Source organism: Spongiactinospora sp. 9N601 (genome assembly GCF_044326295.1).
Lineage (GTDB): Bacteria > Actinomycetota > Actinomycetes > Streptosporangiales > Streptosporangiaceae > Spongiactinospora > Spongiactinospora gelatinilytica.
The window spans coordinates 550,234-574,382 of record NZ_JBIRBB010000001.1 but is presented as its reverse complement, the minus strand read 5'-3'; the positions used below and the strand labels follow the sequence as shown (position 1 = coordinate 574,382).

The following is a 24,149-nucleotide window of genomic DNA, read 5'->3' as shown; positions in this document are numbered from 1 at the left end:
AACTACGAGCCGCCACCCGGCGTGATATCCGATCCTCTTTTCCAGCGGGCGGCACCGGCACCCCCGCCAACAGCCCCACAAGGGAAAGGACGTAACGATGGAAACCGCACAGGAAACCCGGCGGCGAGACGCCGAATGGTTCAAGGCCACCGCCAGTGACAACGGCGGAGGCTGCGTCGAGGTCGCCAGGCGCGGCGAGGGGGTTTCGGTCCGCGACTCCAGGGACCCCGCCGGCCCCGTGCTCCACTTCAGCGGTAAGGAGTGGACGGAGTTCATCGCCGGGGTGCACGCCGGGGAGTTCGACCTGACGACCTGACACGGGGTTGTGCCTGGCGGGGGGAAGGTGCCCGCCGCCCGTCCGCGCACGGGCGGCGGGCGGCCGGGGCGCCATGGCCACGGCGGTCAACGCGCCGATCCGCCGATCTCGGCGCGCAGGGCAGCGAGGAATTCGCGTGCCTCGTCCTGATAGATCGCCGTTCCGCTGAGCAGATTCCATTGCCGTTCGTAGATGGCGACGTCTTCTGCGGCGTTGGCGTTCAGCCGGACATGGGTGGTCTCGACCTGGACGAAGGTGTCCTCCGCGCTTTCGTCACCGATGTACACCGTGAACCCGTGCGCCGGGCAGACCACCGCTTCCCTGTTGTGCGGTATCAACCCGATCGAGACGTTCTCCAGCGTGCTCAGGGACGAGACCCGGTCCAATTGGGCCAGCAGCAGTTTGGCCGGGCCGGGGCGGCATCTCAGCGCCGCCTCGGTGACCAGGAATTCGAAACGCCGGTTTTCCTGATAAAGTGCGAGCTGGCGTTGCAGGCGGGCCGCCACCGCCATCGCCAGATCGCCCTCCGAGTAGGGCGGGTCGAATAACAGAAAGACCCGACGGGCATACTCGGCGGTCTGTAGCAGGCCGGGGACGAGCGTCGGCTGGAAGACCCTGACGAGCTTGGCCTGGTCCTCCTGCTCCCGGATGTCGTCCTGCAGATGGGGTTGCCGTTGCAGCGCCGTCCGCCAGGTGTGGATCTCGGTGAACGCCGACTCGGTCAGGTCGACCAGCCACTCGCGCGTCTGCGTGGAGGACTCCACCGCGTCGGCCCACGCGGTCACCTCCGGCATCGTCGGGATCACCGTGCCCGACTCGATCCTGGAGATCTTGGATTGGCTCATGCCGATGCGATGGGCGAGGTCCCGGCCGGAGATCCCGGCGAGGTCGCGCAGCCGGCGCAGCTCGGTGGCCAGCCGCTGTCGCTTGGTCAGATGTACTCCGCCATCACCGCTGCTTCCGTCCCGCACAGCGCCCCCCGTGGCAGTCACGCAATTGAACATCCTTGGATTACCTGATTTAGCGTGATTCCAAATGATGTAGCACTAAATCAGGTCGGGTCGGGGATGTCAAACCAGGCGCAGTCCGGACATCTCTCCCGCTCGGCCGTGTCAGGCGGGCCTCATGCCCGCTGGCCGGCCTCCGATGATTCGGGATGATGCGGATTGATGCGACACGACGACGCCGGGCCTGCCGACTGGCAGGCCCGGCGCCGGTGGATCAGCCGAGGGACGTGCGGTTTCAGTCGAAGACGTAGCGGACGTCGACGCCGCCGTGCGCGGCGTTGGCCGTGGTGCCGTTGATGTTGTTGACATTGCCGGACAGGTGCCCGTTGCCCAGGGCCTGGACGATGCTCTCGCCGAACAGGTTGCCCGACTGCGCCGCCTCGAGGTTGCGCGTGCGGTTGTTCCAGGAGTCCGCGTGGGCAGGCGCCGACAGCAACGAGACCGCCGCGGCGAGGGCGATGACGGCACCTGTGACACACAGCTTCTTGATCACTTGAGCTCCCTGCCGAGTTGGTTGACCGTTGTGGATCAATGGCATGGTCATCCTATAACCCTGCGTGCCGGATCAGTAGCGGATCGTGACGCCGATTTGATCGGCGTGCGGCCATGCTCGGCAGGGGAGGTTCGCGCCCGGCAATCGCCCCGAATCACCGCAGATCCCGCCAACAGTCCTTATGGTGGGCTGCGCGAGGAGGGCGGGGATTGTCGCCCTTACGTAGATGTAGCCGAGAGGGTTGACCGGGAGACGGAAGGTAGTGGATAAAGTAAACCGGGAGGGGGCCCCGTATTACAGATCTGTCCGGACCTTATCGGAGCCGCCGATGTCGAGCATGGCCGCATCCATTCTGGTGGGCCGTGACGCGGAGCTCGCCGCGCTCCTCGACGTGATCACCTTGCCGCCGGCGATCGCCCTGCTGGAAGGCGAGGCGGGCATCGGCAAGACACGCCTGGTGCACGCGGCGATCGACGGGCTGCCGGTGCGCGAGCGCACCGTGTTGCTCGGACACTGTCACCAGATTCGGGAGCCGTTCCCTTACGGCCCTGTCTTTGATGCGTTGAGGCATGTGTCGGGTCTGTCGGCAGACGGGCTAAATCCAGTCATCGGGGCGCTACGGGGGTATTTGCCGGAGTTGGCGGGAGAATTGCCGCCCTCGCTACCGCCGCTCGACGACCCGAGGGCCGAGCGGCATCGGCTGTTCCGCGCGGTCCACGCGCTGCTCGCCGCGGTGGCCCCCGCCGTGCTCGTGGTCGAGGACCTGCACTGGGCCGACGACGGCACCCGTGACCTGCTGCGCTTCCTGACCGACGAGCCGCCGGAAGGGTTCGCGCTGATCGTCACCTACCGGCGCGAGGATCTACCGGTCCCCGGCCTGCCGTTCGGGCGCGCGCACCGCAGGCCGCCGGGCACCCGCGGCGGCGTGATCGCGCTCAGGCCGCTGGCCGCCGCCGACGTCGGCAGGCTGGCCGGGGCGCTGCTCGGCCGCTCCGACCTGAGCGAGGCGTTCGCCGCCAAGCTCCAGGAACGCACGGCGGGCATCCCCTTCGTGATCGAGGAGGTCGTGCGCTCGCTGCCGGGCGGCGAGCGCGACCCGCTCGCCGGAGAGGGCGGCGCGGACGCGCTGGAGGGCATCGGCGTGCCGCTGCTGCTGCGCGAGGCCATAGCCGAACGCCTGGCCGGGCTCTCGCCCCCCGCGCTGAGCGCGGTGCGGGCCGCGGCCGTGCTGCGCGTGCCCGCGAGCGAGGAACTGATCGCCGCCGTGGCCGGCGGCGCCTCCGAGGCCGGGCTGCGTGAATGCCTCAAGGCCGGCGTCCTGCACGAGCACACCGAGGGCCGGTACGGCTTCCGCCACGCCCTCGCCCAGCAGGCCGTCTACGACGCGATCCCCGGCCCCGACCGCCGCCTGCGGCACGAGCGGGCGATGGCCGCGCTCGCGCCACTGGACCCGCCGCCGCTGGTCCAGCTCGCCTTCCACTCCCGCCGCGCGGGCGCGATCCAGGCATGGCAGCGCTACGGCGCCGCCGCCGCCGACCACGCCGCCTCCATCGGCGACATGCCGATGGCGGTCGACCTCATGGAGGGCATGCTCGCCGACTCCGAGCTGCCCAACGCCGTACGCGGCCCGATGGTGCTGCGGCTCAGCAGGGTCGCCGCGGTCGGGCTGTCCCACCGGCGGGTCGTGGGCCTGGTACGCCGGCTGCTGGCCGACGACTCGCTGTCGCGCGAGGTACGCGGCGAGGCCCGGCTGAACCTCGGCGTACTGCTGTGCAACCAGGCCGGCGAGGTCGCCGCCGGGCGGAGGGAGACCCTGGCGTCCCTCGCCGACCTGGAAGACCGTCCGGACATCGCGGCGCGCGGGCTGGCGCTGCTCGCGATGCCTCCGTGGGGTGATGACTCGCTGGCCACCCATCTGTCGTACATGGAACGCGCGGAGAAACTGGTGGCCACCACCGGCGACCCCGAGCTGACCACGGCCGTGCACGCCAACCGGGTCGCGCTGACCATGCTCGTGGGCGCGCCCGAGGCCGCCCAACTGGTCGGCACGCTGCCGGCGAGCGACCCTTCGGCCGCGGTGCGCAGGCAGGTGGCCCGGGGGTACGCCAACTTCTGCGACGCGGCCGTCGCGCTCGGCAACTACGACACCGCGAAGAGCTACGAGGCCGAGACCAGGCGGCTGGCCGAGGAGACCGGGGCGCAGTACCCGGACTATCTGGTCCAGTTGTCCTCGCTGCGCCTGGACTGGCTGACCGGCCACTGGGAAGGGCTTTGGGACCGGGCCGCCGCGGTGGTGCGGATGACCGCCGAGACGCCGCTGGTCGCGGTGGACGCCCGGCTGGTGCTCGGCATGCTGGCCGCGGCCAGGGGCGAGTGGGACGAGGCGGAGAACCACCTGCAAGAGGCCGGGCCGAACGACGCCGACTCGGGCTTCCTCCCGGTCATGTGCTCGGCGTCCGGCGGGCTGATCGAGCTGTACCTGATCCGCGACATGGTGGACGAGGCTGTCGCCGAGGCCGGGCGCGCGATCGGCAGGATGCGTCACAAGGGCATCTGGGTGTGGTGCGACCGGCTGGTGCCGCCCGCCGTGAGCGCGCTGCTGCGGGCCGGGCGCGAAACCGACGCCGCCGAGCTGGTCGCCGACTTCGAGGCGGGCGTGGTCGGCCGCAGCGCCCCGGCCTGCCTGGCCGCGCTGGAGATGGCGCGCGGGATCCTGGTGGAGTCGCGCGGCGAGTTCGAGGAGGCCGCCGGCCTGTACGCGCGGGCCCGCGCCGCGTTCGAGCCGCTGCCGCAGCCCTTCGCCGCGGCCAGGGCGGCCGAGGCCGAGGCGGGCGCGCGGCTCGGCCTCGGTGACCGCGCCGCCGCCGCCCGGCTGCTCGCCGACGCGGCCGGCCGCTTCGCCGGGCTCGGGGCGACCCACGACGCCGCCCGCTGCCGCAGGACGATGCGGGAGATCGGGGTGGAAAAGCCGCCGCCGAGGGGCCGCAAGAGCGGCGGCAACACGCTGTCGCCCAGGGAACGCGAGGTCGCCAGGCTGGTCGGGCTGGGCCGCACCAACCGAGAGATCGCCGAGGTGCTGTTCCTGTCGCGCCGCACGGTCGACACGCATGTCGCCAACGTGCTGCGCAAGCTCGGCGTCCGCTCGCGCGGCGAGGTGACGCCCCCGCCTGACTGAGCCGTTCGCCATGGCACCTCCCTTCGTTCGCCGGGCCTGCTCGTGCTCTGGATGAGATGGGACGGGATGTGGCGAGCCCCGGCCGGTGGCATCGCACTGGGGCGAGCGCGCTGCCACCGGCCGGGGACCGGTGCCCCCTTCCTCTGGGGTCTGGGATGGATTTGACCGTGCTTGTTCGCCGTGCCTTACGCGTGCCTTACAGGGTGATGCTCCAGGAGTCGAGCGTCCCCTGGTCCTGCGGGTAGACGTCGGTGACCTGGAGGGTCCAGGTGCCGACGGCGTTCTGGCTGACCGGCACCGAGTAGGTCCTGGTCTCGTACGGCGTGCAGTAGGTGCCGCCGTACTGGTCCACCAGATAGGTCGCGCCGTTCGGGGCGCGCAGGGTGAGGTGCAGGTCCTCGGCGCAGGGGTGGTCGATCGTCACGCTGAGCCGGACCGGGGACTCGGCGCGTCCGGTCGCCGTGGAGCTGACCGAGCTCGACACCGTGGTGTAGTCGTAGACCGGGTAGTCGGTGTCGTTGGTGAAGGTCCGGTCACCGCCGTCGTCGCCCACGGTCAGCCGGTAGGTCGCCGTGTGCGTCGCGGTCTCGCCGCTGCCGGTGATCGTCACGTTGTACGTGCCGGGCGGCGTGTTCCCCGAGGTGGAGATGGTCAGGCTGGACGTTCCACCGGAGGTCACCGTGGGCGGGTTGAGCGTGGCGGTGGTTCCGTCGGGCAGCCCGGCGGCGGCCGACAGGTTCACCGTCTGGGGGGTGCCCGCGGTGGTGGTCGTGCCGACCGTGGCGGTGGCCTGGCCACCGGGCTCCACGGTGCCGGACGCCGGGTTCACCGAGATCGAGAAGTCGCGCTCGTTGCCGGGACCGCCGACGGCGAGCTTCCAGATCGCGTACGCCGAGGCGTCCCCGGCCCGGTCCAGGATCGTGTCGTTGATGTTGTTGATGTTGTCGCACGCCTGGTGGTAGCAGGAGTCGTACGCCTGGTTGGCGCTGCCGCCCCACTTGGTCGCCTGGCCCGAGGTCTTGCGCGCGCTCGCGCCCGCGGCCACGCCGGAGGTGGCGATGCCGGCGTTCCTGAAGGAGGCGTCGTCGGACCGGTTGGCGCCCTCGACGTTCTCCTCGGGGGACAGGTTCAGCCCGTCGTAGAACGCCTTCAGGTGCTGGGCGGCGGTGGTGGAGATGTTGTTGATGAAGTAGCCGCCGTTGCGCGAGCCCACCATGTCGTAGTTGTGGTAGACCTTGATCTTGCTCCGCTCGGTGGAGCTGAGCGAGTTGACGTAGAAGCGGGAGCCGTTCAGGCCCTGCTCCTCGTCGGTCCACCAGCCGAAGCGGACGTGCTTGGCCATCGTGGGCCGCTTCTCCGCCAGGGTCAGCGCGACCTCCAGCAGCATGGCCGAGCCGGAGGCGTTGTCGTTGATGCCGGGGCCCGCGCTGACACTGTCGAGGTGCGCGCCGGCCATGATGACCTGGTTCTCATCCCCGCCCGGCCAGTCGGCGATCAGGTTCGGGCCGGAGCCGCCGGTGCAGCCGGAGGTGCACGGCTGGCGGACCACGGTGTAGCCGGCCTCGCGCAGCTTGCCCTCGATGAAGGAGACCGACGCGGTGTAACCGGCGCTGTAGGAGCTGCGGGTGCCGCCGTTGCCGGTGGCGATCGTCTGGAACTGCTGAAGGTGCGCCTTGACATCGGTCACGCTGATGTCCGGCGGATCGATCTCACCGGGACCGCCGTCGTCCACCCGCAGGCTGTAGGTCGCCGTGTGCGTGGTCTTGCCGGTGCCCTTGACCGTGATCGAGTAGGTCCCCTCGCCCACGGAGGAGGCGACCTGGAAGGTCGCGGTCGAGGAGCCGCCGCTGGTCACCGAGGTGGGGTCGAAGCGCACGGTGACGCCGTTGGGCACGTTCTCCGCCGTCAGGCCGACGGTCTGCGCGTTGCCCGCGGTGGTCTGGGTGTCGACCCGCGCCGAGATCTCCTTGCCGGGCTCCGCGGTGCCGGAGGAGGGGGCCAGGGAGATCGAGAAGTCGTCGCCCGGCTGGCCACAGGCCGGCTCACCGGACTGCGTAGGCACGCTCACCGCGTTCCAGGCGTTCTTGACCGTGTTGCACTCGGCGCTGTTGGCGCCGTACAGCTCGACCACGGCGGCCATGGACGCGGAACGGACGTTGGCGTACCGCCAGCTCGACGTCTTGCGGCCGAGCGCGCCCATGAAGACCTTGCCGGCCTTCTGGATGCCGATGCCGGTCACCGACGAGGGGCCGCCGGTGCAGATCGGGCTGTTCGGCTTGCCGCCGCCGGGGCTGCTGCCCTCGGCGACCAGGTAGAACCAGTGGTTCAGCGGGCCGGCCGCGGCGTGCACCTCGGTGTTGGGGATCTGCGTGGACCAGCAGTTGGGGTCCCGGTTGACCAGGCTCGGGTTGTACATGTTGCGGATCGGGCCGTTGCCGACCAGGTTGACCTCTTCGCCGACCAGGTAGTCGGGCTCGTCGAGGTTGGCCGGGTGGTTCACGTAGTACTCGGTCAGCGCGCCGAAGATGTCTCCGGTGCCCTCGTTGATGCCGCCGTTCTCGTTGCCGGAGCCGGCGCCGCCGGGCGTGGTCTGGAAGATCGCGTGACCGTACTCGTGCGCCACCACGTCGATCGGGGTGGCCTGCTTGGTGTTGGCCTGGTTGTGGCCGAAGTTGGTGTAGCTGCCGTTCCAGAACGCGTTGACGTCGTTCAGGCCGACCCGCGCGGGGAACCCACGGCCGCTGCCGTTGATGCCGTTGCGGCCCAGCCACTCGCGCAGCATGTCCCATTCCTTGCCGACGGCGAACAGGACGTCGACGCAGGCAGTCTCCAGGTTGGTGCCGCTGCCGTTGCCCCAGTTGTCGTCGGGCCCGGTGTAGGCGGTGCCGCCCTGGCCGCCACAGGAGATGCCGGGCCGGCCGGAGTCGGTCATGGAGTACTGGCTGCCGGACTGGGAGGTCCCGATGGTCACCGGGTTGCCGTTGTAGTGGCCGTTGCCGGTGCCCGCCAGGATCTCGTCGTAGGAGTCGGCGATCTTGCCGGACCTGGCGTCCACGAAGACGTGCTGCTTGCTGGGCTTGCCCGAGGCCAGGCCGGAGACCACGACCTCCCAGGCGAGCTTGGGCTTGGCGCCCCAGGCCAGGACGACCAGGCGCGGCTGCGCGCTGTCGTCGACCCGGCTCAGCTTGGTCTTGGCGGTGGTCAGCGCGCGGCCGGAACCGACGCTCGCCTTGGTCGGCACGTTGCTCGGGCTGGGGCCGGAGGCGGCGGCGGTGTCGCGTACCCGGCCGCTCGCGTCGGTCACCACGACGGCGTCGCCGCCGACGACGGGGAGGCCCTTGTAGGTGCGCTCGTAGGCGACGTAGTGCATCCCGCCGGCGCCCGGTGTGACGCTCAGGCGGTGGTAAGCCTCATCAGGACCCCTGCGGAGTTCGTCGAGCCCGCTGAAGACCGCCTTGTCGGCGGCGGCGGCGGCGAGCGACTTGGGGTCGGCGGCGGCCTTGACGGCATCGGCCGCGGCGGGTGTGGCCCCAGGCGGGGCCGCGTACGCCGACGACGCCGGTAACGCCGTCGATGCGACCACGGCGACGCCTAACGCCGCCGCGAGGAGGGTCGTGCGTTTCACTTGATTCCTTTCGGCTCTCCCTGGCCTGGCCGCCGGTCGGCGGCCGTCGGCCCACCGCGTCGCCGGAGATCGTCCGGCGGCGCGGTGATCGGGAAACGGGGGGTGAAGGATATGTAGCGGCCAGAACGGGTTTGGAGGGGTGATCGGCCCGTTCTGCCCTGTGCCGCCCGACGCTAAGGTCTCGCCTCACCGAGAAAAATCCGTAACCGTATCGGTAGCCCATACCTAAATCGGCTGAGCAGCCCGCATACGTACCCACCCGGTCTGGAGGGTCGCGCGGGCGTCGCCTATGGTGGCCGGGGGGTGGGAGACGGCCGCGAGGCCGAGGCATGTGATGAGGCGGTTCCCAGTGCAGGTGAGTCATCAGTCCCTTCATCGCTTCTCGCCGCGGCCGGCTCCCGGTGAGATCGTTTTCGGCGTCGCCGAGCTGCAGGCCGTACGGGCGTACGCCGCCGCCTACGTCCGGGCGCTCGGGCTCGCGGACGACTGGGTCGCCGACTTCCTGGTCGCGACGAACGAGGTCGCCACAAATGCCGTCATCCACGGCGCCGGCGTCGCCCGGCTGCGGGTGTGGGACGCGGGCGGGCAGGTGGTGGCCGAGGTGTACGACGAGGGCGTGTGGCCGCGGGCGGAGGGCGAGCCCGAGCTGGAGCCACCGGGCCCCTACCCGACCGGGGGGATGGGGCTGTGGCTGGCGCACACGGTGGCCTCGGGCTTCCGGCTGAGCACCGGGGCGACGGGCACGACCGTGACGCTGTGGTTCGACCGCGGCTGCTGACGGGCCGCCAGAGCCATGGGCTACTAGGGCAAATCTTCCATACCAGGAGGAAACTCTCTGTTTCCGGCTATATACGATGTGTTGCTACTTGGAAACCTCCGGCGTGACACCTGGTGTTCACCCCGTCACCGGCTGCGCGCCAGACGGGCGGCCTACCTTTCGTCCGGGGCGCGTACCCCGAGCGCCCCGGACGAAAGGAGTCGCCGATGAAACGCCGTAACTTACTCCGCGCATCGGTGGTCGGCGCGGGGGCGCTGGCCTTCACCGGAAGCCTGTGGGAGGGCGCGTTCGCCGCCCCCGCCCAGAACGCCACCGGCCCCTACGGCCCGCTCCAGCCCGCCGACGCCAACGGAATCCAGTTGCCCGCGGGCTTTTCCAGCCGGGTGGTCGCCCGTTCCGGTCAGACCGTCCCCGGTACCTCCTACACCTGGCACGCGGCCCCCGACGGCGGTGCGTGCTTCGCCGACGGCAGCGGATGGATCTACGTGTCCAACGCCGAGATCGGCAGCGGCGGCGGCGGCGCGTCGGCGATCCGGTTCGACTCGGCGGGCACGGCGACGTCCGCCTACCGGATCCTCGGCGGCACCAACCGCAACTGCGCCGGCGGCGCGACCCCGTGGAACACCTGGCTTTCCTGCGAGGAGGTGGACACCGGGCGGGTCTGGGAGACCTATCCGTTCAGCGGTTCGAGCGCCACGGCGGTCGTCCGCCCGGCGATGGGGCGCTTCAACCACGAGGCCGCCGCCTGTGACCCGGTGCGCCGGGCCATCTACCTCACCGAGGACAAGTCCGACGGCTGCTTCTACCGTTTCCTGCCCACCACCTGGGGCGACCTGTCGTCCGGCACCCTCCAGGTGCTCCGCGCGGGCACCGCCACCTCCGGCTCGTTCACCTGGGCGAACGTACCCGACCCCGACGGCTCGCCCACCGCCACCCGCAACCAGGTCTCCGGGGTCAAGCGGTTCAACGGCGGCGAAGGGTGTCACTATGCCAGTGACACCGTATGGTTCACCACCAAGGGCGACAACCGCGTGTGGCAGGTCAACCTGGCCGCCAACACCTACGAACTCGCCTACGACGACAACCTGGTCACCCCCGGCACGGCCCCGCTGACCGGCGTCGACAACATCACCGGCGCCGGCTCCGGCGACCTGTACGTCGCCGAGGACGGCGGCAACATGGAGATCTGCCTGATCACCCCCGATGACAAGATCTCCGTCTTCCTGCGGATCGGCGGCCAGAGCTCGTCGGAGATCGCCGGTCCGGCCTTCACTCCCGCGGGCGACCGCCTGTACTTCTCCTCCCAGCGCGGTACCAGCGGCTCCTCGTCCGGCGGCATCACCTACTGCGTGACCGGTCCGTTCCGCACCTGACCCTCCTTCCGTCCCGACGCCGGGCCGGGTGCGTCCATCTGGGGCACGCGCCCGGCCCGGCGCGTGACGGCGTTTCTCGTTCTTGCCACCATTCGGTCACAATGGGTGAAAATCCCTATTGAAAGTGTCGGGAAAATACATAATCCTGAGGGTGGTATCCGGCCGCGGACGAGAGGGAACCCGATGAGCGTCACCGATGAGGTACTGACCAATGCCGAGCGCTACGCCGCCGCCTTCGCCCTGGGCGATCTGCGGCTGCCCCCCGCCAAGCGGCTCGCCGTGGTCGCCTGCATGGACGCCCGGCTCGACCCCTACGCCGTGCTCGGCCTGCGCGAGGGCGACGCGCACGTGATCCGCAACGCGGGCGGCGCGGTCACCGCCGATGCCCGCCGCAGCCTGGCGATCAGCCAGCGGCTGCTGGGTACCCTGGAGATCATCCTGATCCACCACACCGACTGCGGCATGCTCACCTTCACCGACGACGCGTTCAAGGCGGGCATCCAGGCGGAGACCGGGATCAGGCCGGACTGGGCCGCCGAGGCGTTCTCCGACCTGGAGGAGGACGTCCGGCAGTCGATCGCCAGGATCAAGGGCGACCCCTTCATCCCGCACACCGACCGGGTGCGCGGATTCATCTACGAGGTGGAGACGGGCAGGCTGCGCGAGGTCAAGCCCTGAAACCGGCTCCTGAAACCGGCTCCTGAAACCGGCTTGTGGAAGCGGCTTGTGAAACGGCGGCGCGGACGCCGGGGACCTCGCCCCAGGCGTCCGCGCCCCCGGACCGCTCCCGCGGGAGCCGGTTCAGTGCTCGTGCTCCTCTCCGCCGCCGCCCAGGCCGGGGGCCCACGGCTTGGCGGTCATCCCGTTCAGGTCCCAGACCACCTCACCGGCGCGGACCGTCAGCTCACAGGTGAGCTTCTGGTCTCCGGCGAGCTTGAACCCGAAGCTGTCGGTGTAGCCGAACGCGCCCTTGTCCAGGGAGAAGACCGCGATGTCGGCGGGCGCGCCCACCGACAGGTGGCCGAGGTCGGCGCGCTTGACCGCCTGGGCGGACTTCCAGGTGGAGGCCGCCACCACGTCCTTGAGCGGCATGCCGAGGACGAGGAACTTCGACATGACGTTGGCCATGTCCTTCATGCCGGAGTTCATGCTGGTCACGTGCAGGTCGGTGGAGAGCGTGTCCGGGGTGAAGCCCTCCTTCATCCCCGGCACCGCGACCTTCCAGGCGAAGCTGCCGCCGCCGTGCCCGACGTCGAACAGCACGCCGCGCTTGCGGCCGGCCCACATGCCCGGGTTGAGCTTGCCGTCCTCGCCGAGTTCGCCGCGGTTGCCGGAGTAGGCGTGGGTGTAGATGTCGCCCGGCCGCAGCTTCTCGGTGAGCAACTGCGCCAGCGGGCGTTCGGGGCGATTGCTGCCGAAGTCCACCATCACCGGGATGTTCGCCTGCTCGCCGGCGCTCACCGAGCGTTCCACCGGCTTCCAGTCCATGCCCTCGTAGTGGGCGGTCTTGATGCCGACGATCACCCCCGGGTACTTCTTCGCCGTCCGCGCGGCGGGCCCGGCCCGCATGTCGTTCAGATCCTGTTCGTACCTCCCGCCGGCCATCCCCTTGCCCACGATGTTGAGAAAGGCCAGCACCCGGGTCTTGGACTTGTCGATCACGTACTTCTTGAACTCGCCGAAGTTCTTCCAGCCCGCCGAGCCGGTGTCCACCGCGGTGGTCACCCCGGCCCGGAAGGTGAAGCCGTCGGGGGCGACGGCCAGCACGCCCGACGCGTAGGCGTCGTTCCTGCCGGTGAACATGTGGGCGTGCAGGTCGATGATGCCGGGCGTGACGTACTTGCCCGACGCGTCCACGGTCCGTGTCGCCTGGGCCGGGTCGATGCCCGCTCCGACCTTGGCGACCTTGCCGTCCTTGACGGCGACGTCCGTGACCGCGTCGATCCCGTTCTTGGGGTCGATCACGTGACCCTGGCGGATCACGAGGTCGTAGGCGGCCTCGGCGTGCGCCGGCGGGGCCGCGCCCGCCGTACCGGCGACCAGGGTGAGCAGTGCCGGAAGAACGGCGCGGCCGAGGAGGGACCCCGGCGTTCGCGATCGCGGTCTCATGCCCATCTCGTCCCGTCCGCGCTCATCTGACCGCGATGCAGTCGATCTCGACGAGCGAGTCGCCCGGGATGCCGGACTTGGCGGCGATGGTGGTGCGCACGCCGGGCTTGGCGCCGAACCGGCCCTTGAACACCTCGTTCATCCCGTCGTAGTCGGCGAGGTCGTTCAGGTAGACGTTCACCTTGAGGACCTTCTCCATGGAGGAGCCGACCGCTTCGAGGTTGCGCTTCAGCTCCTTCAGCACATGGTCGGTGTGCGCGCGGATGTCACCGGGGAAGTGCGCGCCGATCCCGGAGAGGAACACCAGGTCGCCGTAGGTGACGACCGGGCTGAACAGCGGGTCCTTGGGCGGCTGGCCGCCCGGCCAGTGGACCTCCTTACGGGGCTTGTGGCCGTGCCCGCGGCCGGCCGCCTCCACGTCGTCGGCCGCGGCGGCGGTGGCGGTGGCGAGGACCGGCACCGCGGCGACCGCGGCCACGGCCGGCGCGCTGCGCATGAAGTCCCGGCGGTTCGAGGTCACGCTTCCTCCTTCTTCCACGCCGCTAGGGCGTGCTGGGGTTCTTCGGTGTCGCGATGGGTTCGGGGGGTCGGAAGGCGGGCGGGGTCAGCCCGCACGGGTGGCCGTCCAGGTGGCCTTGAGGTACTCGCCCATGTCGAGGTCGCCGCGCATGGAGCCGCCCGCCACGGTGCCGGTGAAGGTGAAGTCGAGGGCGTCGCCGTGCGACTCGGGGTACACGCTGCGCAGCCGTACGGTGTCGCCGCTCACGGTGCCGGTCAGCTCCCGCGTGACGAACTCCCCGGTGTGGGAGCCGGTCACCTTGTCGCCGCTTTGGGTGAGTTGCAGCCGGTGCGCGGTGGAGCTGCCGGCCAGGTACTGGATCTTCACCGCCCAGGTGCCGCCGACCTGGACCGTTGGCGGCTTCGGCGGCTCCGGCGGGGCCGGCGGGTCGCGCAGCACCTCCACCAGCCGCCGGGCGATGACCTTCTCGTCGCCGGGGGAGAGCATGTACGGCGTGATCGACACGCCGGTCCTGCCCGAGCCGCCCGTCTGGTTCAGCGCGATTCGCGGCTCGTCCTGGTAGAGGGTGTCCATCACGGTCTTGCCGGACACGCCGAGCCGCTGCTCCTCCCACAGGATGCGCAGCGACGGCGTCCGGTTGGACAGGCCCTCGGGCTGCACGACCTCGGTGGTCACGCCCTGGACCGAGGAGACCCGGCGGGCGATGTACCGGAGCCAGGACTCCCAGCGGGCGTACTCGGCGTCGTGGTCGCGCCGCACCCACATCTCCACCGCCATGAGCATGCCCATGGCCTCTTCCTTGCCGACCTTGAAGCCGCGGGCGAAGCCGTGGTGCGGGGCGCTGTGCACCCAGGCCGCCCGGACCAGGTCCTCGCGGCCGAGCAGCAGCCCGGCCGACTGCGGGCCGCGGATGGCCTTGCCGCCGCTGTAGGCGACCAGGTCGGCGCCGTAGCCCAGGTGGACGTTGGGGATGGTCAGGATCTCCGCCGCCGCGTCCACGAGGACCGGCACGCCGCGCGGTTTGGCCACCTCGGCGATGACCTTGGTATTGAGTTCGCTCTTGTCCACGCGCGGCCCGGCCATGATGTAGACCAGCGCGGTCTGCGGCCCGATCGCCGCCTCCAGCTCCTGGCGGGTGGAGACCTCCACGATCTTCACCCCGACCGCGCTGATCGCCGCCTCGTAGACGTTGCGGGAGTGCTTGGGGATGATCACCTCGGTCTTCTGGAAGCCGGCGAGATCGGGGATGCGCACGTGCAGGTCGGGGTTGCCGCCGGCGACGCAGGCCGCGGTGGCGTGCGTCATACCGGCCGCGCAGCCCGAGCTGACCAGCCCGAACTCCGCCTTGGTCAGCTCGGCCAGGCGCCTGCCCACGGCGTCGGCCAGCTCGTCCAGATGGACGTACTGCCGGGACGCCTGGTCGATCGCCTCCCGCACCTGGGGCAGCATCAGCGAACCGCTGAGGATGGTGAACGTGCCGCGCGCGTTGATCAGCGGGCGTACGCCGATGGCCCGGTAGAGGTCCTTGGCGGCGGCGGCCCCGGCGGGGACGGCGTGCGCCGCGGCGGCGGCTTCGGCGGCGGGGCTCAGTAACGGACCCAGCGCGAGGGCGCCGCCCACTCCCGCGCTGCGTTGGAGGATCTTACGACGAGACAGAGCGTCAGCACGCACCATGGCCCCCAGGCACCTCGTATGTCGTGGCCAGGCCAACGCTATGGAGGTGGGGGACGGGTGTTAAGCGCGTTTTTCTGATGACCGTATTCGTGAGGCGAATGAACGGCGCGCATCCGCCGGGTGAAGAATCGGCGGCCAGGGGGCTGAAGTGCGAATTTCCCCTGGTAGATCCGGTGAACGAGCGCGCCAGGGGCTCCTCGCCGGTGGGCGGGGGCTGCACCTGGCGGCCGGAGAAAGGCCGGTCGGCGTGGTCGGCGTCGCGGCACAACCGATCTGATGCGATCGCGCCCTAACTATACCGATAACTCCTGGTAAGAGCTGTTCGCCCCCCTTGCAGGGCATTGGGGTGGCCGGGGCCGGGGCCGGCTAGGTAACCCGCATCCGTAACGCGGGCGTTTCCCCGGAAAGCCGATGTCATTACGGAGTCACGGCCCGAGTGATGCCCGCATGGGAGCGGCGCTCGGCCTCGCGCCCGGGGCGGTTCGACGGCCGGGGCCGGGCCGTCGCGGGCGGCGTCCGCGCGGCGGAGCGCCCATGGGGCCGCGGGCCCGACCCGGGCCGGGTCCGCCATGCGGGGTGAGCGGTACCAGGGAGCTCGTCGCGCCCGGGATGAACGGACGCTTTCCGGGCAGGATGAATCGCTCACGGTGCCGGGGTGTTTTCCATAACGCCGGCATATGCACCGGGGTGATAGATGTTGTGGCCATGAGGGCTGGATGTTATGGCCTTCGGATATGGGTTAGGGCATGGTCCCGAATCCCGGGTGGGCGCCGAGCCAGTTCAGATAGCGCTGACTGCGGCGTACCGCGTCCATGTGGGCGGCCTTGGCGTGTACCACGAGGGCGGGGGCGGCCTCGGCGGCGGGCGACTCCGGGTGCCAGCCGAGCACCTGCCGCCAGCGCAGCGGCGCGCCCACGATGGGCAGCAGGGTGACCCCCGGGGTCAGCCGGAACGTCGCCTGGCACAGCGCCACGGCCCGGCCGAGCTGGGCCAGGTGGACGCAGGTTGCCACGTCGGTCTCGTAGATCGTGCGGGGGGTGAAGCCGGCCCGTGCGCAGGCCGCGGCGAAGCAGTCGGCGAAGCAGCCGTCCCCGGGCGCGACGGCCCAGTTCTCCTGGGCGAGCGCGCCCAGTTCGACCTCCGGCTCGCCCGCCAGCGGGTGGTTCTCGCCGAGCAGGATGCACACCGCGTCCAGGGCCACCGCCCGCCAGGAAAGGTTCTCGCCGGACGGCGGAGAGCTGTCTCCGCAGACCCCGACGACGGCGAAGTCGAGCCGGCCCACCATCAGCATCTCTGACAGCTCGTTGGCCGACCAGGAGGTGTGGGTGCTGACGCTGGCGTTGGGATGCGCCGCGGCCAGCCGGTCCACCAGGCCGCCCAGGATGGGGCTGTTGGTCGCGCCGATGCGGTAACGCTGCTGTTCACCGTCGGCGTTGTCGGCGAACCTCGCGAACCGGGCGGCCTCCTCCTGTAGCTGGCGGGCGGCCGGCAACAGCACCCTGGCACGGGTGAGCACCAGCTCTCCCAACGCGGTAGGCCGCGCCCCGGTGTGGTCACGCTCGAACAGGGCGCCCCCGAGCGCGCGCTCGATGCGCTTGAGCTGGGCGGTCAGGGCGGGTTGGGCCAGGCCGAGCACGGTGGCGGCCTTGGATACGCTGCCTGCTTCCGCGACGGCACGAACTATCCTGAGGTGGCGGAGCTCCAGATCCATAGCCGAACGGTATGGCCCGGACGTCCCCCTGCCAATGAGAAAATGTCACGAAGTTTGACGATTCTGAGTCGGAACGTTCCTAAATCAGGTCTAACTTCGCTAATCGGTCATCTTGTATGCTTTGGCGATCAACTCATACGAGCGTATACGATTCTCGCCGCCGTGCATCGTCGCCGTGATCATCAGCTCGTCCACGCCGGTCCGCTCGCGCAGCTCTGACAGCCCGGCCCGGACGGCGTCCGGCTCGCCGTACACGACATTGGACAGCCAGGAGTCCAGGAACTCCTCCTCGACCATGGAGTAGGGGTACTCCTCGGCCTCCTCCGGAGTGGGCACCGGCGAGGGCGTGCCACGGCGCAGCCGCAGCATGGCCAGGCCCCCGGTACGGGCCAGCCGGTGCGCCTCGCGGGCGGTGTCGGCCGCGACCGCGCTCACCCCGATCATCGCGTACGGCCGGTCCAGCACGGCCGACGGCTGGAACGCCGAGCGGTACAGGGCCAGCGCCGGCTCGGTGTTGGCGGCGCTGAAGTGGTGGGCGAACGCGAACGGCAGCCCGAGCAGCCCCGCGAGCTGCGCGCTGAACCCGCTGGAGCCGAGCAGCCAGACCGGCGGCCGGCCCGCCGGGTCGCGCGGCACCGCCAGGATGCGCTCGAAGCGGTGGCCGGGCTCGAAGGAGCCGTCCAGGAACGACACCAGCTCGCTGACCTCCTGCGGGAACCGGTCGGCGTCGCCGCGGCGCAGCGCCGCGGCGGTCGCCCCGTCGGTGCCCGGGGCGCGGCCGAGGCCCAGGTCGATGCGGCCGGGGTGCAGCGCGTGCAGCATGCCGAACTGCTCCGCGATGATCAGCGGGGCGTGGTTGGGCAGCATCACCCCGCCCGAGCCGAGCCTGATCGAGCTGGTGTGCGCGGCCAGGTGGGCGATGAGCACCGCGGGGGAGGAACTCGCCACGCCCGGCATGCCATGATGCTCGGCCACCCACAGCCGGTGGTAGCCCCAGCGCTCCGCGTTGCAGGCGAGCTCGGTGCTCGTGCGCAGCGCCTGTGCGGGGGTGTGGCCGGCGCTCACGGTCGCGAGGTCCAGCACCGACAGCGGAACTTCGGCGTCGCCCTTGGCGATGCCCCTGATCTCGTCGCTCACGTCGGGCACAACTCAAAGCATGCCCGGCCCTATTCCAGGTGACGCCAGGTCTCTGGTGGGTAAGCGTGAACTATGACAATGGGTATAGATCCTCGGGTACTCCCGGAAGAAGACCTGCTCCGCGAGCTGCGCCACGTCCACGTGACGCGCACCGAGACGCTGCGGCACGGATCCGACGACGCCCTCGACCACCACACGGTCCGCACCAGGGAGCTGGAGGCCGAGTACCTGCGCCGCCACCCCGAGCGGGAGATCGACCCGGGACGCCTGAGGGAAGGAGCGCGACAACGTGTCTAGACATGCGCCGCATGCACCGCGCTCGCCGCATTCGCCGCCGAGGAGCCTGCATGACGTCCAGGCGCTCACCGACGCCGACACCACCGTGTACGAGGCGGTCTGCTCGCTCGCGGTGGACGGCCGGATCGCCCACGTGCCCGACGTGGCCCAGATGACCGGGCAGCCCGAGCACGAGGTACGGCAGCGCCTGGTGCGGCTGGTGGAGAACGGCTGGCTGAACCAGAAGGGCGAGGGCTTCGCACTGGGCCCGCACGACTGGGGCCTCGAATACTGACCCCCGGACCCTGGATCCTCCGGACGGTCCAGGGCGATCATGGAGGGAGACTCCGGCGATCCCGGGAGGATCGATGACCCCTGCCGACCCCGGCGCGCTCGCACCGGCCAGGGCACGTGAGCTGTTCCGGGGCGGGCTCCGCACGCCCACCGCCGGGTGGTGCCGCGGCTGGACGCAGGCCAACCTGCTCGCCGTGCCCCGCGCCCTCGCCTACGACCTGCTGCTGTTCGGGCAGCGCAACCCCAAGTCCTGCCCGGTGCTCGACGTGGGCGACCCGGGGGCCTTCGGTACCGAGATCTTCGGCGGCGACCTGCGCACCGACCTGCCCGGCTACCGCGTCTACGAGAACGGCGAGCCGGTCGCCGAGCCGGCCGAGGTGACCGGCCTGTGGCGGGACGACCTCGTGGCCTTCCTGATCGGATGCAGCTTCACCTTCGAGGACGCGCTGGTCCAGGCGGGCGTCCCGGTACGGCACCTTGCGGCGGGCACGAACGTGCCGATGTTCGTCACCTCGCTGAAGTGCCGGCCCGCGGGGGCGCTGGCCGGGCCGCTGGTGGTGTCGATGCGGCCGGTCCCCGCGTCGCTGGTGGCCGAGGCGGTCCGGATCACCGCGCGCTATCCGGCGGTCCACGGGGCCCCTGTCCATGTGGGCGACCCGGCCGAGATCGGGGTGACCGACCTCGGCAGGCCCGATTTCGGCGATCCGGTGGAGGTGCGGCCCGGTGAGGTCCCGATGTTCTGGGCGTGCGGGGTGACCCCGCAGGCGGCGGTGATGGCGAGCGGGGTGCCGTTCGCCATCGGGCACCTGCCCGGCCACATGGCCGTCACCGACGTGCGCGACCACCGCTTCCTGGTCCCCTGACCCGTTAATGCGGACACTCCCAATATCCTGTGAAATGACAGGACATTACGAGGGGGTCAGGTGGCGGTCTCAGGCGGCGGTGCTCCGGAATCTCCGGACGGTCCGGCGACCACGCCCGGTCAGCGGGCGGGCGTGGAGGTCGGCGACGCCGACGCTGTGAAGGAGGGCGCCGCGCGGCGTTCCGGGCTGCGCGGCTGGCGCGAGGGCATCCGGGCCACGCCCGGCGGCAGCCTGGCGCTGAAGATCGGGGTCGGCGTGGTCGGGGCGGTCCTGGTGATCGGCGGCCTGATCATGGTGCCCTTCCCGGGGCCCGGCTGGCTGGTGGTCTTCGCCGGGTTCGCGGTACTGGCCACCGAGTTCGTCTGGGCGCTTCGGGTGCTGCAGTTCGGCAAGCGCACGCTCGCCGCGTGGACCGACTGGCTCAAGCGGCAGGGCTGGACGGTCCGCATTCTCATCCTCGCGGTCACCCTGCTCGCTGCCGGGGCCATCGTCTGGCTGGGCCTGAAACTCAGCTTGGGGATTGATGTCGTCCGAATGGCATTGTCCTATTTTGGAATGGCTTAAGGATTTGTCGCTCGCGGGGCTTAGGATGCCCGCGTGAGATTATCGATCCGTACTGGCGTGGTGGCGGGTTGCCTGGCGTTGTCCGCGTCGCTGACCCCCGCCGCGGTGGCCCAGGCCGCCGAAGACACGGAGGTCGAGCTCCCCGGCACGGGAGTCGTCCTGCATGAGAAGTCCACCGACCGCCTGCTGGTCACCGCCTACATGGTGGGCGACGACGTCTACCTGCGCGGCAAGGGCGGCGACGCGTTCGCCAAGAAGTCCGGCTACACCGAGATCACGGTCTCGCCCGGCGGCGCGCGGGCGGCCGGGCTGCGCGACAAGTACGCCGGCAGCGGCTATGACCAGGTGGCCATCATCGACCGGGCGACCGGGACGGCCAAGTTCATCAGGACCGTCAAGAAGCCCTTCATCACCGCGGCGCTCTACTGGTCCCGCGACGGGCGCAAGATCTTGGGGACCACTCAGCGCAAGGTCGGCAAGAAGTGGCTCACCCACGGCTTCTCGGTGATCGACGTGGCGGCCGGCACGCACAGCGAGGCCAGGCTGCCCAAGCCGCTCAAGGACCACAGCTTCGAGTGGAGCCCCGACGCGCGCAGCGTCTACATCGTGCAGGAGGGCAAGCTCCTGGAGTACGGGCTGGACGGGAAGCCGCGCCGCACCCTCGACGTGGGCGTCACCGCGTCCGGTGACGACGTGTTCTCCCCCTCCGGCAAGCGGTTGCTCACCTGGTGCCCGAAGAGGTACCGGGAGCCCGTGTGCGTGGCGGCCCGCGGCACCGGCAAGGTCGTCAAGCGGCTCGCGGTGGAGCCGGAGCACCTGTGGGGCTGGTGGGACGAATCCCACCTCATGATGGTCTACAAGAACGACGGGGCCTACCGTTCGGTCGTCACCGACCTGAACGGCAAGACCACCCGGGTGCTCGCCGACATCACCTCCTCCGCGTGGAAGAACGACGACATCTACCTGTCCTACACGCGCAGGTGAGCCGCGCCGCGGATCACGACCGGATGCTCGCCGCGCGGCGTCAGCCGGCCGATGACCGGCGCGCCGGGGATCTCCCCGGCGATGAGCAGCCCGCCTGAGGTCTGGGCGTCGGCGAGCAGGAGCAGCAGGTGCTCGCCGGCGTCGCCCGGATCGAGGTGCGGCGCCACCCACTCCAGATTGCGCCGCGATCCGCCCGGCACGTAGCCGTCGCGGATCGCCTCCCAGGCCCCCTCGATGACCGGTACGGCGGCGGCGTCGAGTTCGGCGGTGACACCCGAGGCGCGGGCCAGTTTGTACAGGTGGCCGAGCAGCCCGAAGCCGGTCACGTCGGTGGCGCAGCGCACGCCGGCCGCTGTGGCCAGGGCGGCGGCGTCGGCGTTGAGCGCGGTCATCACCTCCACCGCCTGGGGAAAGGTCTCGCCCGTGGCCTTGTGCCTGTTGTTCAGCACGCCCGAGCCGATCGGCTTGGTCAGGGACAGCGGCAGGCCGGGGCGGCCGGCGTCGTTGCGCATCAGGCGATCGGGGTCGGCCAGGCCGGTGACCGCCATGCCGTACAGCGGCTCGGGGCCGTGCACGCTGTGGCCGCCCGCCAGGTGGCAGCCCGCCTTGGCGGCGATGTCGGCCCCGCCGCGCAGCACCTCGCCGGCCACGTCGTACGACGGGCCCTCGCGCGGCCAGCACAGCAGGTTCAGTGCGACCAGCGGCCGGCCGCCCATCGCGTACACGTCGGACAGCGCGTTGGCGGCGGCCACGCGTCCCCAGTCGTAGGGGTCGTCCACGACCGGTGTGAAGAAGTCGGCGGTGCTCACCACGGCCTGTCCCGCCGAGATCCGCACCACGGCGGCGTCGTCGCCGGTGTCCAGGCCCACCAGCAGATCGCCCTGCGGCGTGCCCCCGGTCATTCCGGTCAGCCCGGCCAGCACGGCTTCGAGTTCACCGGCCGGGATCTTGCAGGCGCAGCCGCCGCCCTGGGCGTAGTGCGTCAAGCGGAGCATCGGTACCTCCCTGTCGTGGGGGACGTGCCACGGGCCGTTTCGTACCCCGCCGCGCACCGGGCCACGCGGCGCTCAACGGCCTCTCCCGCGGCGCAGATGCTGCCGCAGGGCATGCCCGGCCAGGCGGAGCGCCGCGCCCCGGCGGCCGGGAGCGACCAGGCCCGCCATCCGCAGCGGCAACCCGAGACCCCGCCAGACGCGCACCCGCCCGCTTCGCCCGATCGCGACGGCGAACGGCGCACCACACCCCGTCCGCGGCGGCAGCGGGTACTCAGCCGCCAGCCCGGGGTCCCGGCACGACCGGATCACGACCGGCACGCCCAGCACCCCGGCCAGCCGTACCGCGATCACCGAGCAGCCCCCGCAAGCCGCGTCATGCACCACCACGACCCGCGCCACATCGCCCATCACGTCACCCTCCACTGATTCCGCAGGCCAGTGAGATGACCGTGGCCAGGGCGGTCGCGAGCGCGAGTGGGCGGTGGGCGGTCCGCCAGCGCGCGTCCCAGCTCCCGCCTCGGGTGGGGCCGTCGTGGGCCACGGTGGCGGCGGCTGCGGCCCAGCGGGCGGCGGCGAATCCGGTCGCGGCGGCGAGCGCCCCCGCAGGGGGGACGGCCAGCAGCAGCGCGGCCAGCAGCAGGTGGGGGAGCGCCGAGGGCGAGTAGGTCCGCATCCCGGTGCCCATCTCGAACCCGAACTGCAACGCCCCTGCGACCGGCCCGCGCAGCACCACGTGCTCGGGCACCAGCCGCCGGTTCTCCGGTACGGCGAACCGCAGCACCCCCGCCTCGCGGAGCAGTACCGCCGCCGCGGCCGGTGCGAGCAGGGCCGGGCGCAGCGGGCCGGGCAGCAGCGCCTGGAGCACCCCGCCCACGGCGACGGCGCAGGCGGCGACGCCGCACGCCCCGGCCAGGAGGCCGAGGCCGAAGCAGGCCAGGGCGGTGGGTCCGCGCCAGACCGGCGCGCTCAGCAGGAACGCCGAGTTGTGGCTTCACGTGCTGCCCGAGTTGGCGTATCCGGCGTTGAGCCCCGCCCAGAGGAACATGACCAGGGCGGGCGCGTCCAGCCCCGCCAGCGCCCAGGCTCCGCCCGCGATCGGCACGGCCAGCGTCTCCGGGCGCAGCATCGCGCGCCGCGCGGCCGTACCCGCGGTCACAGTTCGCACATGGCGATGGTCAGGCCCCGGTAGCGGGTGCCGTCGCGCCAGGTCACGGTGGTCATCGCGTCGGAGCAGCGGTAGAGGTCGCCGCCTGAGGTCCAGCGCCAGGCGGTCCTGGTGTCCCGGGAGCCGCAGAAGGAGTCGGTCCGGTGGGCGGTGTACTCCTCGCCGACCTCGGAGTTGGCGCGGGAGCCCTCGAAGTGCCAGTTGGCGTCGTTGCAGGGGTAGGAGCCGATCCGCCAGCCGCCGTAGCAGGCGGCGGGTCCGGAGAACCAGTTCGCATCCGAGGCGGAGTATCCGTCCGGGTAGGCGTCCTTGCAGTCGCCGGAGGTCCACTCCGAGGACGGTCCCCGGGAGGCGCGCGCCGCGCGGCGGCTCAGGTACCAGTCGAACGGCGTGAGCGTGGCCGCGAGGGCGGCGACGGCCAGACCGCGCAACAGGGTGGCGCGCGAGATCGGCGGCCCGCCGATGAGCGCCCGGATCCGGCTGGGTTCCCGGTCCTCGTCCGGCCCTCCGGGGCCGCCGTTCGGGCCGATCTCCGGGATGGTGGCGGTGAGGTGCGTGCTCATGCGCGTCCTCCTTGGTTCGCGGGTACGGCGGGCGCGGGCAGGACCCGCGTGAGGAGGGCGGGGACGTCGGTGTCGGCGTAGACGAAGGCCCGGTGGGCGATGACGCCGTTCGCGCGGACCAGGTAGAGGCAGGGCGTGTAGCCCTCGTACATCTCCGCCCACGCGGCGGGGTCGGCCAGCGGCGCGCCCTCGCCCGGCCCGTCCGTGCCGGCGAGGCGCCGCGCGGCCTCCTCCGCGGCCACCAGGCCGATCAGCCGGACGTCCGGCCGGTCGGAGGCGAACGCGCGGGCCTGCCGCCACAGCCCGGGGCACAGCGCGCAGCCGCCGTCCAGCAGGACGACGAGTGAGACGTCCTGTCCTCCGGCGGGCGACAGCCCGGCGGGCGCGAGCCGTGCGGCATCGCCGCCGCCCTCGGCCCGCTCCAGGCCGCGCAACCGCGCGTAGACGGCTCCGACGGCGAGCACCGCGAACGCGGACACCCCCATCGAGCACAACGCCAGTGCCGTTCCGACGTTCACCGCCCACCT

The 24,149-nt window shown here is 71.2% G+C and carries 24 protein-coding genes; 10 read left to right on the top strand and 14 right to left on the bottom strand.

What is annotated here, in order from left to right; translation table 11 throughout:
• Positions 1–97: 97 nt before the first annotated feature.
• Positions 98–316 carry a DUF397 domain-containing protein gene (locus tag ACH34R_RS02525; protein WP_397559639.1) on the top strand — a complete coding sequence of 73 codons (219 nt, stop codon included), beginning with the start codon at positions 98–100 and terminating at the stop codon, positions 314–316.
• Positions 317–402: 86 nt separating this feature from the next.
• On the opposite strand, the gene ACH34R_RS02520 is transcribed toward ACH34R_RS02525, so the two are convergent.
• Positions 403–1,287, bottom strand: coding sequence for a helix-turn-helix transcriptional regulator (locus ACH34R_RS02520; protein WP_233507120.1), 885 nt, complete (start codon positions 1,285–1,287; stop codon positions 403–405).
• A 271-nt stretch (positions 1,288–1,558) separates the two neighbouring features.
• Positions 1,559–1,816, bottom strand: coding sequence for a hypothetical protein (locus tag ACH34R_RS02515; protein ID WP_397559638.1), 258 nt, complete (start codon positions 1,814–1,816; stop codon positions 1,559–1,561).
• A 337-nt stretch (positions 1,817–2,153) separates the two neighbouring features.
• On the opposite strand from ACH34R_RS02515, the gene ACH34R_RS02510 reads away from it, so the two are divergent.
• Positions 2,154–4,991 carry an ATP-binding protein gene (locus ACH34R_RS02510; protein ID WP_397559637.1) on the top strand — a complete coding sequence of 946 codons (2,838 nt, stop codon included), beginning with the start codon at positions 2,154–2,156 and terminating at the stop codon, positions 4,989–4,991.
• 196 nt (positions 4,992–5,187) lie between these two features.
• Here ACH34R_RS02510 and ACH34R_RS02505 read toward each other — a convergent pair whose 3' ends face one another.
• A complete protein-coding gene (locus tag ACH34R_RS02505; protein WP_397559636.1) occupies positions 5,188–8,616 on the bottom strand; it encodes a M28 family peptidase in 3,429 nt (1,142 codons plus the stop codon).
• A 355-nt stretch (positions 8,617–8,971) separates the two neighbouring features.
• On the opposite strand from ACH34R_RS02505, the gene ACH34R_RS02500 reads away from it, so the two are divergent.
• The 3 genes from ACH34R_RS02500 to ACH34R_RS02490 all read left to right on the top strand — a co-directional run bounded on the left by ACH34R_RS02500 (position 8,972) and on the right by ACH34R_RS02490 (position 11,445).
• Positions 8,972–9,394, top strand: a complete 423-nt coding sequence (locus tag ACH34R_RS02500; protein ID WP_397559635.1) for an ATP-binding protein — start codon at positions 8,972–8,974, stop codon at positions 9,392–9,394.
• Between the two features lie 206 nt (positions 9,395–9,600).
• Positions 9,601–10,767, top strand: coding sequence for an alkaline phosphatase PhoX (locus tag ACH34R_RS02495; protein WP_397559634.1), 1,167 nt, complete (start codon positions 9,601–9,603; stop codon positions 10,765–10,767).
• Positions 10,768–10,950: 183 nt separating this feature from the next.
• Positions 10,951–11,445: a beta-class carbonic anhydrase gene (locus tag ACH34R_RS02490; RefSeq protein WP_397559633.1), complete on the top strand. Its 495-nt coding sequence runs from the start codon at positions 10,951–10,953 to the stop codon at positions 11,443–11,445.
• A gap of 123 nt (positions 11,446–11,568) precedes the next feature.
• On the opposite strand, the gene ACH34R_RS02485 is transcribed toward ACH34R_RS02490, so the two are convergent.
• The 5 genes from ACH34R_RS02485 to ACH34R_RS02465 all read right to left on the bottom strand — a co-directional run bounded on the left by ACH34R_RS02485 (position 11,569) and on the right by ACH34R_RS02465 (position 17,927).
• A complete protein-coding gene (locus ACH34R_RS02485; RefSeq protein WP_397559632.1) occupies positions 11,569–12,876 on the bottom strand; it encodes an amidohydrolase/deacetylase family metallohydrolase in 1,308 nt (435 codons plus the stop codon).
• 22 nt (positions 12,877–12,898) lie between these two features.
• The gene (locus ACH34R_RS02480; protein ID WP_111165554.1) at positions 12,899–13,396 is read right to left on the bottom strand and encodes a RidA family protein; all 498 of its coding nucleotides are present in this window, start codon (positions 13,394–13,396) and stop codon (positions 12,899–12,901) included.
• Between the two features lie 84 nt (positions 13,397–13,480).
• Positions 13,481–15,070 carry an aminotransferase class V-fold PLP-dependent enzyme gene (locus ACH34R_RS02475; protein WP_397559631.1) on the bottom strand — a complete coding sequence of 530 codons (1,590 nt, stop codon included), beginning with the start codon at positions 15,068–15,070 and terminating at the stop codon, positions 13,481–13,483.
• Between the two features lie 739 nt (positions 15,071–15,809).
• Positions 15,810–16,781 carry a LysR family transcriptional regulator gene (locus ACH34R_RS02470; protein ID WP_111165553.1) on the bottom strand — a complete coding sequence of 324 codons (972 nt, stop codon included), beginning with the start codon at positions 16,779–16,781 and terminating at the stop codon, positions 15,810–15,812.
• Between the two features lie 99 nt (positions 16,782–16,880).
• Positions 16,881–17,927, bottom strand: coding sequence for an LLM class flavin-dependent oxidoreductase (locus ACH34R_RS02465; RefSeq protein WP_397559630.1), 1,047 nt, complete (start codon positions 17,925–17,927; stop codon positions 16,881–16,883).
• Positions 17,928–17,996: 69 nt separating this feature from the next.
• On the opposite strand from ACH34R_RS02465, the gene ACH34R_RS02460 reads away from it, so the two are divergent.
• The 5 genes from ACH34R_RS02460 (at position 17,997) to ACH34R_RS02440 (ending at position 20,899) form a co-directional block, all read left to right on the top strand.
• Positions 17,997–18,215: a DUF6158 family protein gene (locus ACH34R_RS02460; protein WP_397559629.1), complete on the top strand. Its 219-nt coding sequence runs from the start codon at positions 17,997–17,999 to the stop codon at positions 18,213–18,215.
• Positions 18,208–18,489, top strand: a complete 282-nt coding sequence (locus ACH34R_RS02455) for a hypothetical protein (RefSeq protein WP_397559628.1) — start codon at positions 18,208–18,210, stop codon at positions 18,487–18,489. Before ACH34R_RS02460 ends, ACH34R_RS02455 begins: the two co-directional genes overlap by 8 nt.
• 73 nt (positions 18,490–18,562) lie before the next feature.
• On the top strand, positions 18,563–19,351 hold the full coding sequence (locus ACH34R_RS02450) for a putative hydro-lyase (RefSeq protein WP_397559627.1): 789 nt from the start codon (positions 18,563–18,565) through the stop codon (positions 19,349–19,351).
• A gap of 60 nt (positions 19,352–19,411) precedes the next feature.
• Positions 19,412–19,915, top strand: coding sequence for a TIGR02611 family protein (locus tag ACH34R_RS02445; RefSeq protein WP_397559626.1), 504 nt, complete (start codon positions 19,412–19,414; stop codon positions 19,913–19,915).
• Between the two features lie 33 nt (positions 19,916–19,948).
• Entirely contained in the window at positions 19,949–20,899 is a 951-nt protein-coding gene (locus ACH34R_RS02440; RefSeq protein WP_397559625.1) for a hypothetical protein, read from the top strand.
• Here ACH34R_RS02440 and selD read toward each other — a convergent pair.
• The 6 genes from selD to ACH34R_RS02410 form a co-directional block, all read right to left on the bottom strand.
• Positions 20,884–21,894, bottom strand: a complete 1,011-nt coding sequence (gene selD / locus ACH34R_RS02435) for a selenide, water dikinase SelD (RefSeq protein WP_397559624.1) — start codon at positions 21,892–21,894, stop codon at positions 20,884–20,886. The genes ACH34R_RS02440 and selD overlap by 16 nt on opposite strands.
• A 72-nt stretch (positions 21,895–21,966) precedes the next feature.
• Positions 21,967–22,302 (bottom strand): hypothetical protein, encoded by a 336-nt coding sequence (locus tag ACH34R_RS02430; RefSeq protein ID WP_397559623.1) that lies wholly within the window; start codon positions 22,300–22,302, stop codon positions 21,967–21,969.
• A 4-nt stretch (positions 22,303–22,306) separates the two neighbouring features.
• A complete protein-coding gene (locus tag ACH34R_RS02425) occupies positions 22,307–22,768 on the bottom strand; it encodes a hypothetical protein (protein WP_397559622.1) in 462 nt (153 codons plus the stop codon).
• Positions 22,769–22,885: 117 nt separating this feature from the next.
• Complete coding sequence (locus ACH34R_RS02420) at positions 22,886–23,059, bottom strand: hypothetical protein (protein ID WP_397559621.1); 174 nt, start codon at positions 23,057–23,059, stop codon at positions 22,886–22,888.
• On the bottom strand, positions 23,047–23,622 hold the full coding sequence (locus ACH34R_RS02415; protein ID WP_397559620.1) for a hypothetical protein: 576 nt from the start codon (positions 23,620–23,622) through the stop codon (positions 23,047–23,049). Before ACH34R_RS02415 ends, ACH34R_RS02420 begins: the two co-directional genes overlap by 13 nt.
• Positions 23,619–24,140 (bottom strand): hypothetical protein, encoded by a 522-nt coding sequence (locus ACH34R_RS02410; RefSeq protein ID WP_397559619.1) that lies wholly within the window; start codon positions 24,138–24,140, stop codon positions 23,619–23,621. The genes ACH34R_RS02415 and ACH34R_RS02410 overlap by 4 nt, the downstream gene beginning before the upstream one ends.
• Positions 24,141–24,149: the final 9 nt, after the last annotated feature.